Raw genomic sequence first — 18,141 nt, forward strand, 5'->3', positions numbered from 1 at the left:
TATGTTTAAGACAATTCAAGAAGCATTAAGCTATATAGAAAAACAACAAGAACTTAGAGAACAAAGATTAAAAGATAAGTCAATATATGTTTGTGTTGGAACAGGTTGTACTGCAAATGGTTCAAGAAAGGTATACAAGAAATTTGTTGAAGTTATTAGAGAAAAAGGTCTTGATGTGAAAGTTGAAACAATAGATGATGATGAAAGTGATGTAGTAAGGAAAACAGGGTGTTGTGGACTTTGCTCGCTTGGGCCACTTGTAAAAATAATGCCTGAAGGAATTACATATTCACATGTAAGGTTAGATGATGTTGAAGAAATAGTTGAAAAAACTATAGAACGCGGAGGACTAATTGAAAGGCTTCTTTTAACGGATTCAGTTACAGGCCAAAAAATAACCAAGCTTGAAGATGCAACATTCTTTAAAAACCAAACCTTCTACATTATGGAAGGTATTGGTACGAGTGAATGTGAAAAGATAGAAGATTATATGGGACGTGGTGGATACAAATCACTTTTAAAAGTTTTATCCTCAATGAAACCAGAAGAAGTAATCGAAACGGTTAAGGCATCTGGACTTAGAGGTAGAGGTGGTGGAGGATTTCCAACTGGACTAAAATGGGAATTTACATACAAAGCAAAAGGTGATAAGAAATTTGTTGTTTGTAACGCAGATGAGGGTGACCCAGGTGCGTTCATGAATAGAACACTTCTTGAAAGGGATCCACATTCAGTTTTAGAAGGAATGATAATTGCAGCATATACAGTTGGAGCTCAAAAGGGATATGCCTATATTCGTGCAGAATATCCGATTGCTGTAGAAATGTTTAATAAAGCAATAAATGATGCAAAGAAAATGGGATTACTTGGAGAAAATATTCTTGGAACTGGTTTTTCTTTTGATCTAGAAGTAAAAGAAGGAGCCGGTGCATTTGTATGTGGAGAAGAAACGGCACTTCTTGCTTCAATTGAAGGAAAAAGAGGGGTTCCAAGACCAAGACCACCATTTCCTGCACAAAAAGGACTATGGGGTTATCCAACACTCATAAATAATGTCGAAACATATGCAAATATTGCAAAGATAATTAGAGATGGTGTTGAAAATTACAGAAAACGTGGCGTAGAAAAATCACCTGGAACGAAGATGTTTTCTGTTACAGGTCCTCTTAAACTAACTGGAATTATTGAAATAGAATTTGGAACAACAATAAGGTACGTTTTAGAAAATATTTGTGGAGGAACAGTAGAAGGTAAGAAACTAAAAGCAATTCAGATCGGAGGACCATCAGGTGCATGTTTGCCAGAAAAGTATTTTGATTTGCCACTTGACTACGATACGTTGAAGTCTGTTGATGCAATGGTTGGTTCAGGAGGTATTGTTGCTATAACTGAAGATAGTTGTATGGTTGAAGTTGCAAGGTTTTTCCTAGACTTTACCAAGAGGGAATCATGTGGAAAGTGCGTGCCTTGTAGAGAAGGAACAATGCAATCTTATACAATTTTAGAGAAATTTACCCAAGGAAAAGCAACACATGAAGATCTTGAAAACCTTGAGAGCCTTGCAAAAATAGTAAAAACAGCTTCTTTGTGTGGACTTGGAAAAACTGCTCCAAATCCAATTTTGAGTACTTTAAAACACTTTAGAGATGAATATATGGAACATATTAACGGAAAATGTCCAAGTGGAACCTGTACGGCACTCAGAAAATACGTTATTAATCCAGAGCTTTGTAAGAGCTGTAGCCTTTGTGCAAGAGCATGTCCACAAGGAGCAATTAGCGGTGAGAGAGGTAAACCATATGTAATAGACCAGGAAAAATGTGTAAAATGTGGTATTTGTTTCGAAAAATGTAAATTTAACGCAATAGAATTGGTTTAATGGGAGGCGATCGTAGTGAAGATAATAGTTAATGGAAAAGAAACTATAATAAAGGATGATTCAAGGAATCTTTTAGAGGCATTAAGAGATATTGGAATAGAGATACCAAATCTTTGTTATCTTTCTGAAACTTCAATTTACGGCGCCTGTAGGATGTGTCTTGTTGAAATAGATGGTCAAATAATGACTTCTTGTTCTATAAAACCATATGAGGGTATGAATGTTAGAACACATACACCTGAAATATACGAAATGAGAAGAGGAATTCTTGAGCTTATTCTTGCATCACATAACAGGGATTGTACAACATGTGAAAGAAATGGAAATTGTAAATTACAAAGATATGCAGAAGAATTTGGAATAAGAAAAATAAGATTTGACAAACTTGACAAGTCAAATATTATAGATTATTCATCAATAATTATAAGGGATAATTCAAAATGTATTCTTTGCGGTGACTGTGTTAGAGTTTGTGATGAAATTCAGTCTATAGGTGCAATAGACTTTGCATTTAGAGGATTTGAAGCACAGGTTATGCCAGCATTTGGCGATGAACTTTCAACAACAAATTGTGTTCTTTGTGGTCAATGTGTGGCTCATTGTCCAACTGGCGCTTTAACATTTAGAAACGACCTTCAGAATGTATACAAAGCAATGGAGGAAGGTAAATACATTATAGGTATGATGGCACCTGCGGTTCGTGCATCGATTCAGGAAGAACTTGGAATGGAAGATGATGTTGTTGTAGCAGGAAGAATTGTTAACTTTTTAAAATCGATAGGATTTAAAAAAGTGTTTGATGTTGCATTTGCTGCAGATCTTGTAGCATATGAAGAAGCTCATGAATTTAAAGAAAGACTTGAAAAAGGTGAAAAACTTCCACAATTTACATCCTGTTGCCCTGGATGGGTAAAATTTGCAGAACATAATTATCCTGAATATCTTAACAACCTTTCAACTGTAAAATCTCCGCAACAGGCATTGGGAAGTATTATAAAGAAATTCTATGCAAAAGAAATAGGAGTAAACCCAGAAGATATTTATCTTGTGTCTATAATGCCATGTACTGCTAAAAAGTTTGAAGCAGAACGTGAAGAGCTTGCAGGAGAAGTTGATGCAGTAATTACAACAAGAGAATTATCACAGTTAATAAGATCAAGTGGTTTTAATTTGAAAAATGTTCCACCAATGCCATTTGATAGACCATATGGTTTGTCCTCTCAATCGGGTTTAAGCTTTGGAAAAACTGGTGGAGTATTTGGAAGTGTATTGAAAGTATTAGAAAGCGAAATTGAATTTGACGATATAAAGACTGAAGAAATTGAAAAAGGAATTCGTCTTACTAAGGCTACAACAAAAGATGGTAAGGTAATAAGCGGAGTAGTTGTATTCGGTCTTGGCAATACAAGAAAAGTTATTGATTCGATTAAAAATGGCAAGTTAAAAGTGGATATAGTTGAAGTAATGGCTTGTGACTATGGCTGTATTGGTGGTGGAGGGCAGCCTTATCCAAATGATGCAAGAGTAAGAACGAAAAGAGCAAAAATTTTAAATGAGGTAGTGGGTATAGATGTTTTGATTTCACCAAATGAAAACTATCATATGCTTTCATTGTATGAAAGATATCTTGAAAAACCATTAAGTCATGTTTCCCATGAAGTATTGCACACAACATACAGAAATAGAAAAAGAATAAACGATGAAGATATCGAAATATTACCTCTTCCAGTTGAAGAAGATAAAAAAACAACGGTTAAAGTATGCCTTGGAACATCCTGTTACTCAAAAGGTTCATATGATATACTTTCAGACTTAATAGATGTAGTAAACAAAGAAGAATGGGCCAAAAATGTTGAAATAAAGGGCACCTTCTGTGTTGAAAACTGTGGTAAGTCTCCAAATGTTGTGATTGATGATACAATAGTAAGTGAGGCTACCACAGAGAAAGTGAAAGAGGTGCTCAAAAAACATGTCAAATCTGAAAAAGGATAGGAAACCTTTGGAAATACCAAAACCAACTTTTGAAAGATTAAAAAAGTATCTTGCATTGCTTTTGCAAGAAGAAAGTGAGTATATTTCGTCTGAGGGTATTGCTGAAAAATTGAATATTACACCTGAACAAGTTAGGAAGGATTTTACTTACATTAACATTAAAGGAAAACCAAAGGTTGGCTATCATATCCCTCCACTCATAAACGAGCTGAGTGAACTTTTTGGAATTGGGGTCATGGATAACATCATAATAGTTGGAGCTGGAAATCTAGGAAGTGCTCTTGCAAAGTACGCTGGATTCAAAAAAATTGGTGTTAGAGTAGTAGCTATCTTTGATAACGACCCAGTTAAGATTGGAAGCTTTGTGGGAGAACTCTCCGTTCTCCCTTTTTCTGAAGAAAATTTGAAGAGAGTTATAAAACGTTTTAAAGTAAAGATAGGTGTTATATGTGTTACTGAAGAGAGCGCTCAAGAAGTTGCAAATGTGCTTGTAAGAAATGGCATAAAAGCTTTATGGAATTTTGCACCAGTTACTTTAAAAGTACCACCAGGAATAGTTTTGGAAAATCAAGATATAACTACGGGTGTTTTAACAATAAAACACCTTCTTGAAAAAAAGTGAAAAAGCCAACATGGACACCACACCATCCCATCCCCCCAACCTCCCATTGGGGGGATTTAATTAATTATAATTATCTGGAAGGTCATTTTCAAATAACACTACATCGCCGGGTTGTAAGAAAGTTTTAAATTTTTCTATAACCTCGTTGAGATCTTCCACAATGAATATTTTACCTTCAAAGTTTGAATCAATCAATCCTTTGTAAATTTTTTCTGTTCTTTTTTCTCCTATTAAGAATACAACATCTACATATTTAGCTATTTCTTTTCCTATTTTGTAATGTTCTTCATCTTCCTTCTCACCAAGTTCTACAAATCCTGGAGTTACAAGGATTTTTCTTTTGTTTTCAAAAAGTGCGAGATATTCGAGTGCCATTTTAAATCCTTTTGGATTTGAATTAAATGTGTCATCTATAACGGTGATAGTATCGTTTCTTACTATTTCAAGTCTGTGTTTTGGTTTTACAATATTTTTTGCCCTTTCTATTACTTCTTCTACTGGGACTTTTAGTTCAAAGCTTGCAACTATAGCAAGAAGAAGGTTTCTAATATTTTCGTATCCGTATACATTAGTTTCAAAGTAAAATTTTTGATTGTTTGGTGTAATAACTGCAAAGTTAGTTCCATCTTTTGAAATTTTTAATTCATCTACTTTGTATTGTGCATTTTTTTCATTGATTGCACAGGTAATTATTTCTTTTTTGGTGTCTATATTTTCTAAAACATTTTTAATATTTTCGTCGTCTATGTTTGCAATTATTTTTTTTCCTGAGCGCTCATCAAGAATAAAGTTTTTAAAGTTTTGAATAATATTGTCCAGACTTTCAAATTCTTCAAAATGTTGAATCCCAATTGAGGTTAGAATAGATATTTGAGGTTTTATAAGTTCTAACAATTTAGAATAGCCATAATTATCATTTTCGGCAAGTTCAACAATAAAAACTTCATGGGATTTATCTAATTTTTCACGTATTGTTTTTGTTATTCCCATTGTTGTATTGTAACTTTCAGGCGTCATTAAAGATTTATAATGCTCGGCTACAAGATGGTGGAGATAGTACTTTGTGCTGGTTTTTCCATAACTTCCTGTAACTGCAACTGTTAAAGGGTTAAGCCTTGATATTTTTCTTTTTGCATCTTTATAGTAATGTTCATTAATTAACCTTTCTATTGGTATTAAAATTCCATTGGTTATGTAATAAAAAAGAGAATTGAATAAGACAAACGTAAATGTTATGATTTCATAGATTATGTTATTATATATAAATGTTAAAGACAAAAAAATTGCGAATAAGAAAAATGAGGTGTACATTAACCTTCTAAGTCTTTTTGTAAAAACTAATCTTTTCTTTTTCTTTTTCAAAAGAAATAGCTTTAAATCAAGAAATATTGATATTAATAATATTAAAGAAGCAAATAGTGGGTGGAAAAAGTATAATATAAAAGATGCTATTAGTAGAATATTAATTATGTATTTATTTATGTGAGAAAAGATCCACCTTATATATTTTTTTTCTGAGTATTCTTCCAATTGTAGCATGTGAAGTGAGTAAAGAGATCTAATAACAAAATTAGCAGCTAAAAGTGATAGAAATACCTTATCCATTGTTGATCTCTCCTATAAACTTTTTTAAATCATATAGAAAACTATCAAAATTTTCCAAAAAAGGAAAATGCCCTGCGTTTTCATAAACTATTAATTTTGAATTTTCAATATACTGGTTGAATTTGATTCCTACTTCTACTGGAACTGCATCGTCGTTTTTTCCAAATATTATTAAGGTATCCTTTTTGATCTTTTTTAATTCTGTAGATATATCTTCATTGATAACATTTTTTAAAATTTCTCTCATAATACCTTTTGATGATTTATAATCTTGTGAGCCAAATTTATTTCTTAGTTTTTCAAGACTTTTTTTTAGACCAAAGGTATAAAAAATTTTTGCAAGTAGTTTATAAGTAAAAATTTTAAGTCTAGTCTTAAATTTTTTCTTAGTCTTAATCCCAGGTGAGGAAATTATAACAACTTTCTCAAGCCAGCATGGGTTTTTGCTTGCAATTAATGAAGCAATTTTTCCTCCAAATGAGTGTCCAACCAGTATTAAACTATCTAAATTTAACTCGTTTATAAAGCGTTCAATTAAGTTAGCATAATCATAGCTTGAATAAATTGAGTTTGGAAGAGAGCTTTCACCAAATCCTGGTAAATCAATTAAAAATGACCTGCATTTTAGTTCTTTTGCAACGGGCAAAAAAGAATTTAAATTTGCTCCCCACCCGTGTAAAAACAGGATATTTTTTTCGCCATTTTCTATAACTTTGTAGTTTATTGTAATATCTGAAATTTTTTTCTTCATTTTTCCACCTTTAAGTCGAATAGATTGGTATCTATGGAATATATTTTGGATTTTTTGTCTTTAAAAGCTTCAAAAGCAATTGAAATCATGTTATCAATCACTTGAGAAAATGTGAAACCGCTCATTTGCCATAGGTAGTATGAAAGTGCACCAGGAATGCTATTAACTTCGTTAACGTATATTTTGTTATCTTTAGATAGCAAAAAGTCAATTCTTATATTTCCATGACATTCCAGTGCATTAAATGTATCATGTGCTATAGATTTGATGGCATTTTTTAAATTTTCATCTATTGGTGCGGGAATTATATGATTTGAAAATTTTTTACCTTTTTGAACGTATTTTTCGTTGTAATCAAAAAAATCTTTTTGTTTTTTTATTTCTTCTATTTCTGATACAACTATGTTTTTGTATCCCATTACCGCACAATTTAACTCTCTAGAATCAATCCACTTTTCAACTATAACTTTGTCATCGAAAGAAAAAGCAGTTTCAATTGCTTCTTCTAGCTCGCATTTATCATTTACTTTTTTTACTCCAATACTTGAACCCAGCCTTGCAGGCTTAACTATCAATGGATATTCAAGAACTTCTTTACAATGTTTTAAAAAGTCATTTGTGTAATTTTTTTTGCTTGTGTATAGAAAATCAACTACAGGAATATTTTTTTCTTTTAAAATAAGTTTTGTTATAACTTTATCCATTGTGTACATTGAAGAGTACATTCCACAACCCGTATAAGGAACATTTAGAAATTCTAGCATTCCTTGAATGCTACCATCTTCACCGTTGCTTCCGTGAAATGTTAAAAGACAGACATCGATAGTAATTTTTTTTATATTGCTATGTAAGATTAATTTTCCATCTTTTGCAGAGATAGATGAAATTTGTTTTGCTTTTTTTTCAAGTCTTTCAAGATTTTTAAAATTTTCAAGGTCTTCGAGAATCTTTCCCGTTAGCCATTTTCCATCTTTAGTAATATATATAGGAATTATATTGTATTTATTTTTATCAACAAAACTCAGCACTTGATGTGCTGTTATTATAGAGATCTCGTGCTCTACACTTTTTGACCCAAAGAGTAATCCAACGTTTATCATATCTACCTCCAATTATAGAAGATGCTTTTCAAGCATTTCAGCAACTATTGCCGAAGGGAACGGAGCAAGTTTTTTTAGATTTTGTTGTATTTCAATAGTACTTCCTTCAACACTTCTGTCAAGTGCAATTTTTATTGCACAAAATTCAACATCGTTTTCATAACAAACCTTTGCAATTGCAGCACTATCCATATCAACTAATTCAGCTTTTGTTTCGTTGAATATTCTTGTTTTTTCTTCTACTGAATCAACAAATATATCTCCACTTGCGATTGGTCCAAGTATAACCTTGTTATACACGTCGGATATACGTTCGATAAGTGTTTGAGAGGCTTTAATTTTTTTAATTTGCTTTTGCCTAAATTTTATATCATGTTCAATATATTCTGTTCCACAGACAATATCGCCAATTTTTCTTTCGCTGTTAATTATTCCAGCGCCTCCGCAATGTATAAAGTATTTTGGATGAAAATTATCAATAAGTGCTTGGGCCATCATTGCAGATTCTACTTTCCCTATAAGACCGTAGACAAGGAGGACTTCATTGGCACCTATAAGTCCTCTCATATATGGCCTTTTGAGAATTTCTCCGTTTTCCAAGACTGGCATTAGCTCTCTAAACGCCCCCACTATTTCTTCGCGCAAAACACTTGTTATTACAATCATTATTTCCCCCCGCTTCTGATTACCATATGTATTTCAAAGTCTCCTTCTGAGAAAATATTCAAAGGAAGTTTTAGTATAACACCTTCAGCCGTAATTTGTATTTCTTTTCCTGTTATAACTGTTGGAGGTGTTATGTCAACTTTATAATTGTTTTTTTCAAGGTTCATTGCTATTGAACCACTTGCCATATTTCCGAGTTCTCCTAATGCACTTAGCGCAAGCTCGTCAAGAGTATCATAAGGCATTCCCATCATTTTACTTACAACGTTTTTTGCAGTTTCCTCGTTAAATGAGTAAATTAGATTCCCCTCTATATCTCCGTTAAAACCTATAACTGTAACTATAGGATATTTTGGATCTATACCTTTTGCGATCTCTGGTTTTAAGACCTTAGGTTCTACCTGTAATACCATGTTAAAAGTTGAATTAACCGCAGTTATTAAAGAATTTATTATCTTTGCATCCATAGTTGCACCTCCTTATCAAATGTCATTCTTCCAAATTTACCTTCAGCAACAGCCTTAAAAAAGTTGTTTTTTGCCCTTTCAAAATCTACAAGTCCACCTTTTGCTAGATATCCGCGCTTTTTTCCAAAATTTTCTATAAATTCTTCAAATGTTTCTTTAATATTTAATTCATTACTAAAAATTTCATACGCACGTGTAATTATATCATATTTATCAACAGATTCTACAGGAATACTACCAATTAAAAGTAATTTTGCGGTCACGTCTTTATTAAAAAGTTTTGAATATAGTATTCCAGGAGTATCAAGTAGCTTTACTTTACCAAGATTTATCCATTGAAGACCCCTTGTAATTCCAGGAGCCATTCCTGTTTTTGCAAGTTTTCTTCCAGAAATTTTGTTTATTATAGATGATTTTCCAACATTTGGAACACCAGCTATTAGTATCCTTGTCTCTTTTAATTTTTCTTTTGAATAGGTTTTAATAAACTTTTTAATTTTTTCAACGGACTCTTTCTTTGAAAATGTTATAACAGGATTAGTTTTACTAATTTCCTTAACCCAGAGGTTATTGTATGTTTCATCTGAAAGGTCAGCTTTGTTTAAGACAAACAAAACATCTTTATTGGAGAATATATTTTCTTCAAAGGCAGTAGTTGCAAGAGGTGCTCTTGCGTCTAGAATTATCATTATAGTATCGACAGCTTTTAGGTATTCTTTTATTTTTCTTTTTGCCTTACTTATATGACCAGGATACCACATTTATTTTGGCACCACCAAAGTACCAACATTTTCTTCTCTAATTGCACGCAGTAAATTTCCCTTTTTAAAGAAGTCCATTACCAAAATTTTCATGTTATATCGTCTACAAATTGAAAATGCTTCTGTATCCATAATTTTTAATTCTTTTTCAATTGCCTCGTTAAAGGTTAATTTATCAAATTTTATTGCATCTTCGTATTTTTTTGGATCCTTATCAAATATTCCTGAAACTTTTGTTCCTTTAATTAATATATCTGCTTTCATTTCAACAGCTCTCAAAGCTGCAGCAGTATCCGTTGTAAAGAATGGGTTACTTGTACCACCTGCAAAGATTACAAGGTATCCTGCATCAAAATAAAGATTTATATCGTCATAATGAATGGGCCTAATTGATGGAAGAGAGGTAACCTGTGAAACTACAACAGTTCTTAATCCGTGTTTTTCAAATAGGTCTTTTAGGTATAACGCGTTGATTACGGTGCCAAGCATTCCGATTTGATCTGCAATTGTGGGAGACAACTCTTTCATTTCTCTTCCCCTGAAAAGGTTTCCGGCCCCTATTACTATCCCAATATTTGTACCGTATTCCAGAACAGACTTTAATTCATCAATAAGGTAAATAATTTTGTCAATATTGAATCCTTTTTCACCTTCACCGCTAAGTACCTCACCGCTTAATTTTAGAAGAACCCTTTTGTACATCTTTTATCCCTCCAATATCATGACTTCTTTAAATTTGGCTTTAAGTCTTTCATCGCTTGTCAATAGGATTATCTGTCTTCTTTTAGATTCTTCGTCTAATATTTCCAGAGTTTTTTGTAATCTAGTATTGTCATATCTTATAAGTGCGTTATCTATTACAAGGGGTAAATTATGCTCAGACATAGTTCTATATAGCGCTATTTTATATGCAAACAACAATTGATCAAATGTTGCAGCGCTTAAAAATTCATTTGGATTAAGTTTTTCACCATTAATGTTCAATCTAACTGATAGGTTTTCTTCAACTATTAATGGTAAGGGTTCGTTTGTAATAGAAAGAAGTATTTTGGTAAATTCTTCTTTAAATTTCTTACCATAAGTTTCAACGTATTCTTCAAGATTTTTTTGAAGAATTTGTTTTGATACTTCAATGTTTGAATAATATCCTTTTAGAGTTTCAAGTTTTCTTGAAAGTTCATCTCTCTTTTTTAAATTTTCAAGTATTTCACTAAATTCTGGAGCTTTTTCAATATCTTCTTGTAGATCCTTTTCATATGAATTTAGTTCATCTCTTAATTTCTCGGTTTCATAGATTTTTGACATTATATATTCCGGATATATTTCTTCAGAAAGAATATTTTCAAATTTTTCAATTTCAGAATCTATTTTTGTTATTGTTTCTTTAATCTTCAAATATTCATTGTAGATATTCTCAAAGTCTTTGATTTCATCAATAGAAATTTTAAGATTATCCAGCATTTTATTTAAGCTGGTAAAGCTTTCTTCTCTTTTTGCTTTCATTCTTTCCAATTCTTCGTTTAATTTATCAATTTCTCTTTCAATGGAAGATTTTGAAAGGAGTAGTTTTTGGATATCATTGTATATTTTTTCAAGGTATGCAATACCTGAGTCAATTATTTGGGCTGCGCTTCCCAAGTTAAAGTCTTTTAACTCTCTAAGTATTTCAGATTCTAAGTTTTTAAATTCTTCACTAACTTGATTATATTCTTTTTTTCTGGTTTTCCATTCTATGAATTCATAGTATTTCTGTCTTAATTCCTTTATTGATTTTAGATTATAGTCCTTTAAAATGCTCAAATAGTTTGGACGTATCATTTTCCTCTTTGTAAGCTCTTGAATTTCTGCTTTTACTTCATCAATTTTTGATTCTATTTTTCTCCAAAGAATTGTTTCAAATAAGCCTATAAAGCCGGTAAATGCTGCTCCAAAAAATAACCATGTATTTATATTTCTCATAACAAATCCAAGAAGCAATGATATTATGGCAGCAAAAAAGAATACAAACGAAAAGTCTTTGTGGACTTTTATAGATGAATTCAATTTTTTTAATACTTTTTCGTTTTCTTCGATTTTATTTTGAATCTTTGCTTGATTTTCTCTATAAATTGCTTCTTGCTTTTCAACTTCTTCAATTATCTCTTCATTTTCCGTAAATAACTTCCAGAGAGGATTTTCTTCTAATATATTTTCAAGTTTTGCTTTCTTTTCATCGTATAACTTCTTTAAAAGTGATAAATTTTTGATCTTTAAATGTACCTTTTCAAGGTCTTTTTCATTTTCTATATTTAAGTTTTTCATTTTTTCATTAAGGGCATTTTCTATTGAAGAAAAGTTGTTTTCAAGTTCTTCAAGCTGAGAAGAAATTGATTTGATGTTGTTTTCTAAAACCTCAATTGTTTCCAAGAGTTCTTTTGCTTGAGAAACTGTATCTCTGTCAATCTTTGAAAATTTGAGATATTCTTTGAGGTTTAAGTTAAGTTTATCTCTTTCAGTTTTTAAAGAATTAATTTTTTCGGTTATTTCTTGAATATATTCTCTTTTTAAGTTTGATATTTCTTCTTCTTTTTCTTCTAATATTTGCTTTAACTGCTCACTCTTTCTTTTTAGTTCATTTTTTTTCAATATTTTATTGTTATAATTTTTTATTTTTTCCTTTACTGACTCAATGTAGCTATCAATTTCAGATATTTGTTTGCTTATATTTTCAATACATAATTGAATTTCATTTGCATACTCATCAGTTTTGTTAATTGCATCTGTTAGTTTTAAGCCCCATTCATTTTTTTGCATTCTTTTTTTCATGTAACTTATTACAAAAGTATCTTTTTCCTTTATTGTATCCAGTTTTTCATCTTCCATTATAAATCCAATAGTTTCTAAAAGTTCTCTGTCAACTAAAGAGTTAAATTCACCGTTGAGAAAGTCGACTTTAAAATCTCCTTCGTCGGTTGAAATTTCTCCGCCAAATTCAAAATGATTCCATGGCTCGTACTTCTTTATTTCATTTCCTGGCTTTGAAAGAGAATTTAATAGAAAATATGCAAGTGTTGTTTTTCCAGATGAATTTGGTCCAAAAATAACATTTAAACCTGGCTTAAATTTTATTTCTTTATTTTTTAGTTTTCCAAATCCATTTATTTTGACTTTTTTGATCAACATACTTTATCACCTCTTAAAACCTTTAACAAGAAAGATTTTGTGGCGTCATCTTGGGTAAGATCTGTTACTTTTCTTTCAAGAAGATTTTTGTATTCTAGCTTTTCAAAATCTCCTATTACAATATAATCTTCAGCTAATTTTTCATACGTTTGTTGGTCAACAACTTGCTTTAAAACAATGATATTTTTTGAGTATTTCTTTTCAGGAAGATTTGAAAGATCTGAAGGATAAAAAATTCCAATTGTTTCAGTTTCAAATTTTTGCTTTTCATTATCTATTTGTATAATTGGTATATTGTTTATAGGTGAGGAGTTAAAATCAAATTCTTCTTCAGTTATACTGTAGTTTTTAAAATATGCAGAAAGAATTTCATTTACCTTATCATACACTCCAAAATCTCCAAGAATGTTTGAAAACACAAAATGAGCATTTTCATATTGCTTTGATAGTTTGTCAAGAAGATTTATTTTTGCTTGAAAAATAAGATTCCAGAGGACACTTATTCCAAATGGAATACTGAATAATTCTAAATTAGAAACTTTTATTTCCATATATCTAAAACCCCCTTAGAGAAGATTTGCTGCTTCACTAGCAAGTAGTGAACGTTCACCTTTTTTTAGGACAACATGTGCAGATAATTTGCTATTTAAGAATTTTGTTGCAGCGTATACAAGCCCGTTGCTATCTTTGTCAAGGTAAGGTGTATCTATTTGGTATGGATCGCCGAGGAGAACAACTTTTGTATTTTCTCCCGCTCTTGTAAGAATAGTTTTTATCTCATGTGGTGTCAGGTTTTGTGCTTCATCAATAATGATGAATTGATTAGGAATTGATCGGCCTCTAATATATGTTAAAGCTTCTATATCTATTATTTCCTTTTTCATAAATTCTTTCATATTTATGTTTGAAATTTTGAAAAGATATTCAAGATTATCATATATTGGTGACATCCATGGTTTCATTTTTTCTTCAATATTTCCTGGTAAATACCCTAAGTCTTTCCCTCCCATAGCGACAAGGGGTCTTGCAACAATTATCTTTTCATATTTTTGTTCTGTTACAGTCTTTTCAAGAGCGCAAGCCAGTGTAATAAAGGTTTTACCAGTTCCAGCTGTTCCAATCAACGAAACAAGTTTAATATCATCATTTAGTAATGCATCCATTGCAAAAAATTGCTCTCTATTTCTTGGTTTTACATTCCATGCTTGAATATGTTTTTTCATTTCAAGTAAATTTTCTCCATCATATCTAAAATATTTATCTCTGGAAATTATATAGGAATTAGGAAATAAATTTGATTTATCGAGCATATCAACGTTGGATGTTTCAAAATAACCAGGGTTTAGTGTTTCAAGGTCTGATCTATCAGTTAGATAATCTTGAGATGGGATTCCAAGAGCATCGGCTTTGACCCTTAAATTAATATCTTTTGAAACCAAAAAGGTAGGATTCTTGGAGTTTTTCATAACGTGTAGTGTGTAAACTAATATCCAATTGTCGATGTATTTTTCATACAAAAAATCTATATTTTCATGATCGCTTTTTTTTAGCGAAATTACCTTTAAAGTCCCGCCATTTTTTAATTTTATACCTTCTGAAAGTTTTCCAAGTTTTCTTAAATTGTCTAACTCTCTTATAGCATCTCTTGCGAATTTTCCAAGTCCCCCAGAATGTCTTTTCAAGTTATCTAATTCTTCTAAAACTGGAAGAGGTATTATTACATTATTATCTTCAAAAGAATAAATTGATTGTGGATCATGTATTAAAACATTGGTATCTAAAATAAAATTTTTGACCATTACCTATCCCCCCAAATTCTTATAAATTCGTTTATGTTATTGTAGCCTATTTTTTCGTAAAGTTTTAAGAAGACCTTCGCTGTTAATATGGCATCTTCAAGAGCGCGGTGCGGTACTTTATCTGCTATTTTAAATTCTTTTACAAGGCTTTCCAAGCTTCTTTTTTTATTGTACAGTACCTGTGAAATTTCAAGTGTATCAATATATCTAAAATTTATAGGGAACTCACCTATTTCTTTTGTAGCAATATCTATAAAAGAAAGGTCAACATATGCGTTATGCATTACAAAAATAGTTCCTTTTGCATATGCTCTAACATTTGAAATAATATTTTCAAGAGATGGAGCATCTGTTATTGCATCATTAGATATTCCGTGTATCTTTTCAGTAAGAGCAGGTATCCTTATATTCGGGTTTACAAGAGAGTGGTAGATCCATTTTTTTACGATTTTATTTTTGTATACAGGTACAATTGCAATCTCGATTATCCTATCACCAAAATAAGGATTTAATCCCGTTGTTTCTGTATCCATGACACAGTATACATTTTCATCTAACATTAAGTTTCCTCCTAAACTATTAGTTCTTCTCCTCCACCTCTTGCGATAACAATTTCTCCTGCTTCCTCAAGTCTTCTTACAACGTTAATAATTTTTTGTTGTGCTTCTTCAACATCTTTAATACGAACTGGCCCCATAAACTCTAGTTCGTCTTTTAATAATTGAGCTGCTCTCTTTGACATATTGTTGAATATCTTTTCTTTTAGTTCTTCAGAAGCTCCTTTTAGTGCTACAGCAAGGTCTCTTGTATCAACTTCACGCAAAACAAGTTGTACGGATCTATCATCAAGTTTAAGCAGATCTTCAAAGACAAATAACCTTCTCCTAATCTCTTCTGCAAGCTCAGGTGATTCATAGCCGAGCTTTTCCATGATGGATTTTTCAGTGGCTCTATCGATGTTGTTGATAATTTCAGCAGCAGTATCTATACCGCCAACCTGACTTAATGTTTGAACACCAAGACCACTGAATTTCTTTTCAAGGTTCTTTTCAATCTCTCTAACAACATCAGGTGAAGCTCTATCAAGCAAAGCAATTCTTTTAACGACTTCTGCTTGAATTTTTTCTGGCAGTGCAGATAAAACTTTTGCTGCAAGTGGTGGATCTAAAAAGCTTAATACAAGAGCTATAGTTTGAGGATGTTCCGATTGCAAAAAGTTAACAACTTGCATGGGATCTGCAAGTCTCATAAACTCAAATGGTTTAACTTGCAGGTTAGAAACAAGTCTTTCTATTACTTTCATTGCCCTTTCTGGGCCAAATGCCTTTATGAGCATTTCTTTTGCATATTCAATTCCACCTGATAGTAACATTTCACGAGCTTTTGAAAGTTCTTTAAATTCTTGTAAAACTTCTTGCTTTTCATCGTCTTTAACATTCCCTAAATTTGCAATTTCTATTGTCAACTGTTCTACATCTGATTCGTCAAGATTTTTAAGTACATTTGCAGCATTTTCAGGCCCCATTAAAACAAGTAAAATAGCGGCTTTTCTTTTTCCAGGTATACTAGTTTTCTCGGCCATATGTTCACCCTCTTTCCGAAATCCAGATCTTTATTATAGATGCTACTTCTTCTGGTGATTTTACTGCAAGTTGTTTTGCATAATTTCTAAGCTCTTCAATAACTTTTTGAGCTTCTGAAAGTATTTGTTCGGCTTCTTCTCCTGTTTTTTCTTCCATAACCTTTTGAACTTCTTCTTCAAGCATTTTATATCGTTGCAAGACGAGCTTTCTTGATTTTACTTTCTTTAATTGTAACAAGAATCCATATGTTCCAAAAAATACAAGAATTGTAGCAATTAAAAGTAAAGTTGCTTTGTAAAAAAACTCTTTTTGTTTTGTTTGTTGTTCTATTATTTTTGAAAATTCTTCTTCTGCCTCTCTGCTAAATGGAATGAATGCAAGAGAGTATGAAATTGCAGATGGGCTTGAATTTGCGGCTATACTTTTTTCTATAACATCTGAAACCATTTTATTTATTTCTTCTTTTGAGATTTTGTTGAACACTGTTGAAGATGAATCTATAATAACAGAGAGTGATATGTTTTCTATCTCACCTTCGTTATTTTGAACAATGTTTTCAACTATTTGATTTAGCTCATAGTTTGTAATTTGATGATTTTTTTCATATAGGGTAACGCTTGAGCCTTCAACGCTTTGATAGTATGTAGTTGGTATATTTGATTCAGTTCCAACTGGACCACCATCTGCAGGAGCTGTTGTACTTTTTTCACTTTCGGTTTCTTGACTCCTGATAAGTCCGCCCTTTGGTGTGCTGTATGTAGTTATTGTTTTTTCTGCCTTTTGCCAATTCAATTTTACATCTGGAATAACTTCTACTGTTCCAAAGCCAAACACTGTTTCAAGTGCAGGTTGAATCTTTTTTTTGTAGTAACTTTCTAATTGCATTTTTAGCTCGACTTTTGTTGAAGCTGCAACTGTATTATCATCGAAGTTTACTAAATCACTTAAAGCTCGTCCATAGTTATCAACAACCTTAACATTTTCAGGTTTCAAGCCTTCTACTGCACCAGTTAAAAGGTAGATGATTCCTTTGATTTGTTCTTTTGAAAGACTAACACCTGGATCAAGTACCAACTGGACAGAAGCTCTTGTTTCTGCCATTTCACCACGAACATAGTATGTATATTTTGGCAAAGTAAGGTGTACCCTTGCAAATTTTACTCCATTGATTGTTGCAATTGTTCTTTCTAATTCACCTTGTAATGCTCGCTGATAGTTTACTTGTTTGTCAAAGCTTGTAGCACCAAAACTACTTTGGTCAAGTAATTCAAATCCTTTAGATGAAGACCCCAAAGCCCCGCTAGATGCTAGTTTCATTCTTACTTCGTACACATTGTAAGATGATGGAATAAATATTCTATTTCCGGCCTCTACTTTGTAAGGTATTCCTTGTGCTTCAAGCTGCTGAATGATGGCTCCAGCATCTGTTTCGTTATTGGCAGAGATCAAGAGAACGTACTTTGGAGCATTTAGTATAACAGTTAATACTACGGCAATTAAAATTGCCACTAAAAGTGAAAGCATAGTAATTTTTTGATTCTTTTTTAAGCCTTTCCAAAAATCAGGAAACTTAGAAAATGAATCTAGAAATTTTCTAAACCACTCCAACCCCATCACCTCATATTGTTATATTAATGAATAAATTATTAAATTCCGGTTCAAATCCAAAGTTTATCCTCCAGTATTTATTTCCATATCCTATAGAGATAAAAAAGTTATTTAAACTAAACCCTTTTGAAAAATCGTAGTATATT

General features: G+C 31.7%; 16 protein-coding genes. 3 read left to right on the top strand and 13 right to left on the bottom strand.

The genetic code is table 11. From position 1 onward, the window contains the following. Position 1: 1 nt before the first annotated feature. The 3 genes from JG780_RS03755 to JG780_RS03765 are packed head-to-tail and all read left to right on the top strand — an operon-like array spanning position 2 to position 4,493. Positions 2-1,879 carry an NADH-ubiquinone oxidoreductase-F iron-sulfur binding region domain-containing protein gene (locus JG780_RS03755; protein ID WP_004100355.1) on the top strand — a complete coding sequence of 626 codons (1,878 nt, stop codon included), beginning with the start codon at positions 2-4 and terminating at the stop codon, positions 1,877-1,879. Positions 1,880-1,894: 15 nt separating this feature from the next. Beyond that, the gene (locus JG780_RS03760) at positions 1,895-3,871 is read left to right on the top strand and encodes a [Fe-Fe] hydrogenase large subunit C-terminal domain-containing protein (protein ID WP_287569237.1); all 1,977 of its coding nucleotides are present in this window, start codon (positions 1,895-1,897) and stop codon (positions 3,869-3,871) included. Next, positions 3,849-4,493 carry a redox-sensing transcriptional repressor Rex gene (locus JG780_RS03765; protein ID WP_012579796.1) on the top strand — a complete coding sequence of 215 codons (645 nt, stop codon included), beginning with the start codon at positions 3,849-3,851 and terminating at the stop codon, positions 4,491-4,493. Before JG780_RS03760 ends, JG780_RS03765 begins: the two co-directional genes overlap by 23 nt. A gap of 60 nt (positions 4,494-4,553) precedes the next feature. Here JG780_RS03765 and JG780_RS03770 read toward each other — a convergent pair whose 3' ends face one another. Genes JG780_RS03770 through fliF form a run of 13 tightly spaced genes read right to left on the bottom strand, consistent with a single transcriptional unit; the run spans position 4,554 to position 17,995 of the window. Beyond that, positions 4,554-6,098 (bottom strand): Mur ligase family protein, encoded by a 1,545-nt coding sequence (locus JG780_RS03770; RefSeq protein ID WP_004100361.1) that lies wholly within the window; start codon positions 6,096-6,098, stop codon positions 4,554-4,556. After that, positions 6,091-6,849, bottom strand: a complete 759-nt coding sequence (locus JG780_RS03775; protein ID WP_287569239.1) for an alpha/beta fold hydrolase — start codon at positions 6,847-6,849, stop codon at positions 6,091-6,093. Before JG780_RS03775 ends, JG780_RS03770 begins: the two co-directional genes overlap by 8 nt. Continuing rightward, positions 6,846-7,949, bottom strand: coding sequence for a D-alanine--D-alanine ligase family protein (locus JG780_RS03780; protein WP_287569240.1), 1,104 nt, complete (start codon positions 7,947-7,949; stop codon positions 6,846-6,848). Before JG780_RS03780 ends, JG780_RS03775 begins: the two co-directional genes overlap by 4 nt. A 12-nt stretch (positions 7,950-7,961) precedes the next feature. After that, positions 7,962-8,615, bottom strand: a complete 654-nt coding sequence (locus JG780_RS03785; protein WP_004100365.1) for a 5'-methylthioadenosine/S-adenosylhomocysteine nucleosidase — start codon at positions 8,613-8,615, stop codon at positions 7,962-7,964. Beyond that, positions 8,615-9,082: a chemotaxis protein CheX gene (locus tag JG780_RS03790; RefSeq protein ID WP_287569241.1), complete on the bottom strand. Its 468-nt coding sequence runs from the start codon at positions 9,080-9,082 to the stop codon at positions 8,615-8,617. The genes JG780_RS03785 and JG780_RS03790 overlap by 1 nt, the downstream gene beginning before the upstream one ends. Continuing rightward, the gene (ylqF, locus tag JG780_RS03795; RefSeq protein ID WP_126992867.1) at positions 9,067-9,843 is read right to left on the bottom strand and encodes a ribosome biogenesis GTPase YlqF; all 777 of its coding nucleotides are present in this window, start codon (positions 9,841-9,843) and stop codon (positions 9,067-9,069) included. The genes JG780_RS03790 and ylqF overlap by 16 nt, the downstream gene beginning before the upstream one ends. Then, positions 9,844-10,545, bottom strand: coding sequence for a UMP kinase (pyrH, locus tag JG780_RS03800; protein ID WP_287569243.1), 702 nt, complete (start codon positions 10,543-10,545; stop codon positions 9,844-9,846). A 3-nt stretch (positions 10,546-10,548) separates the two neighbouring features. Continuing rightward, positions 10,549-13,005, bottom strand: a complete 2,457-nt coding sequence (locus JG780_RS03805) for an ATP-binding protein (protein WP_287569244.1) — start codon at positions 13,003-13,005, stop codon at positions 10,549-10,551. Continuing rightward, a complete protein-coding gene (locus tag JG780_RS03810) occupies positions 12,999-13,556 on the bottom strand; it encodes a hypothetical protein (RefSeq protein ID WP_287569245.1) in 558 nt (185 codons plus the stop codon). Before JG780_RS03810 ends, JG780_RS03805 begins: the two co-directional genes overlap by 7 nt. A gap of 15 nt (positions 13,557-13,571) precedes the next feature. Then, positions 13,572-14,804 carry a PhoH family protein gene (locus JG780_RS03815; protein WP_004100375.1) on the bottom strand — a complete coding sequence of 411 codons (1,233 nt, stop codon included), beginning with the start codon at positions 14,802-14,804 and terminating at the stop codon, positions 13,572-13,574. Continuing rightward, positions 14,804-15,364: a 3'-5' exonuclease gene (locus tag JG780_RS03820; RefSeq protein ID WP_004100377.1), complete on the bottom strand. Its 561-nt coding sequence runs from the start codon at positions 15,362-15,364 to the stop codon at positions 14,804-14,806. Before JG780_RS03820 ends, JG780_RS03815 begins: the two co-directional genes overlap by 1 nt. Before the next feature lie 11 nt (positions 15,365-15,375). Next, positions 15,376-16,386, bottom strand: a complete 1,011-nt coding sequence (gene fliG / locus JG780_RS03825) for a flagellar motor switch protein FliG (protein ID WP_004100379.1) — start codon at positions 16,384-16,386, stop codon at positions 15,376-15,378. A gap of 4 nt (positions 16,387-16,390) precedes the next feature. Continuing rightward, positions 16,391-17,995, bottom strand: coding sequence for a flagellar basal-body MS-ring/collar protein FliF (fliF, locus tag JG780_RS03830; RefSeq protein WP_287569249.1), 1,605 nt, complete (start codon positions 17,993-17,995; stop codon positions 16,391-16,393). Positions 17,996-18,141: the final 146 nt, after the last annotated feature.

Source organism: Thermosipho sp. (in: thermotogales), from assembly GCF_020054775.1.
Lineage (GTDB): Bacteria > Thermotogota > Thermotogae > Thermotogales > Fervidobacteriaceae > Thermosipho > Thermosipho africanus.

What these genes read in the sequence shown, in the direction of transcription:
- fliG (WP_004100379.1), bottom strand. Translation starts at nt 16,386, where the DNA reads ATGGCCGAGAAAACTAGTATACCTGGAAAAAGAAAAGCCGCTATTTTA.
- JG780_RS03790 (WP_287569241.1), bottom strand. Translation starts at nt 9,082, where the DNA reads ATGGATGCAAAGATAATAAATTCTTTAATAACTGCGGTTAATTCAACT.
- JG780_RS03820 (WP_004100377.1), bottom strand. Translation starts at nt 15,364, where the DNA reads ATGTTAGATGAAAATGTATACTGTGTCATGGATACAGAAACAACGGGA.
- JG780_RS03755 (WP_004100355.1), top strand. Translation starts at nt 2, where the DNA reads ATGTTTAAGACAATTCAAGAAGCATTAAGCTATATAGAAAAACAACAA.
- JG780_RS03810 (WP_287569245.1), bottom strand. Translation starts at nt 13,556, where the DNA reads ATGGAAATAAAAGTTTCTAATTTAGAATTATTCAGTATTCCATTTGGA.
- JG780_RS03770 (WP_004100361.1), bottom strand. Translation starts at nt 6,098, where the DNA reads ATGGATAAGGTATTTCTATCACTTTTAGCTGCTAATTTTGTTATTAGA.
- JG780_RS03805 (WP_287569244.1), bottom strand. Translation starts at nt 13,005, where the DNA reads ATGTTGATCAAAAAAGTCAAAATAAATGGATTTGGAAAACTAAAAAAT.
- JG780_RS03785 (WP_004100365.1), bottom strand. Translation starts at nt 8,615, where the DNA reads ATGATTGTAATAACAAGTGTTTTGCGCGAAGAAATAGTGGGGGCGTTT.
- pyrH (WP_287569243.1), bottom strand. Translation starts at nt 10,545, where the DNA reads ATGTACAAAAGGGTTCTTCTAAAATTAAGCGGTGAGGTACTTAGCGGT.
- JG780_RS03775 (WP_287569239.1), bottom strand. Translation starts at nt 6,849, where the DNA reads ATGAAGAAAAAAATTTCAGATATTACAATAAACTACAAAGTTATAGAA.
- JG780_RS03765 (WP_012579796.1), top strand. Translation starts at nt 3,849, where the DNA reads ATGTCAAATCTGAAAAAGGATAGGAAACCTTTGGAAATACCAAAACCA.
- ylqF (WP_126992867.1), bottom strand. Translation starts at nt 9,843, where the DNA reads ATGTGGTATCCTGGTCATATAAGTAAGGCAAAAAGAAAAATAAAAGAA.
- JG780_RS03815 (WP_004100375.1), bottom strand. Translation starts at nt 14,804, where the DNA reads ATGGTCAAAAATTTTATTTTAGATACCAATGTTTTAATACATGATCCA.
- JG780_RS03780 (WP_287569240.1), bottom strand. Translation starts at nt 7,949, where the DNA reads ATGATAAACGTTGGATTACTCTTTGGGTCAAAAAGTGTAGAGCACGAG.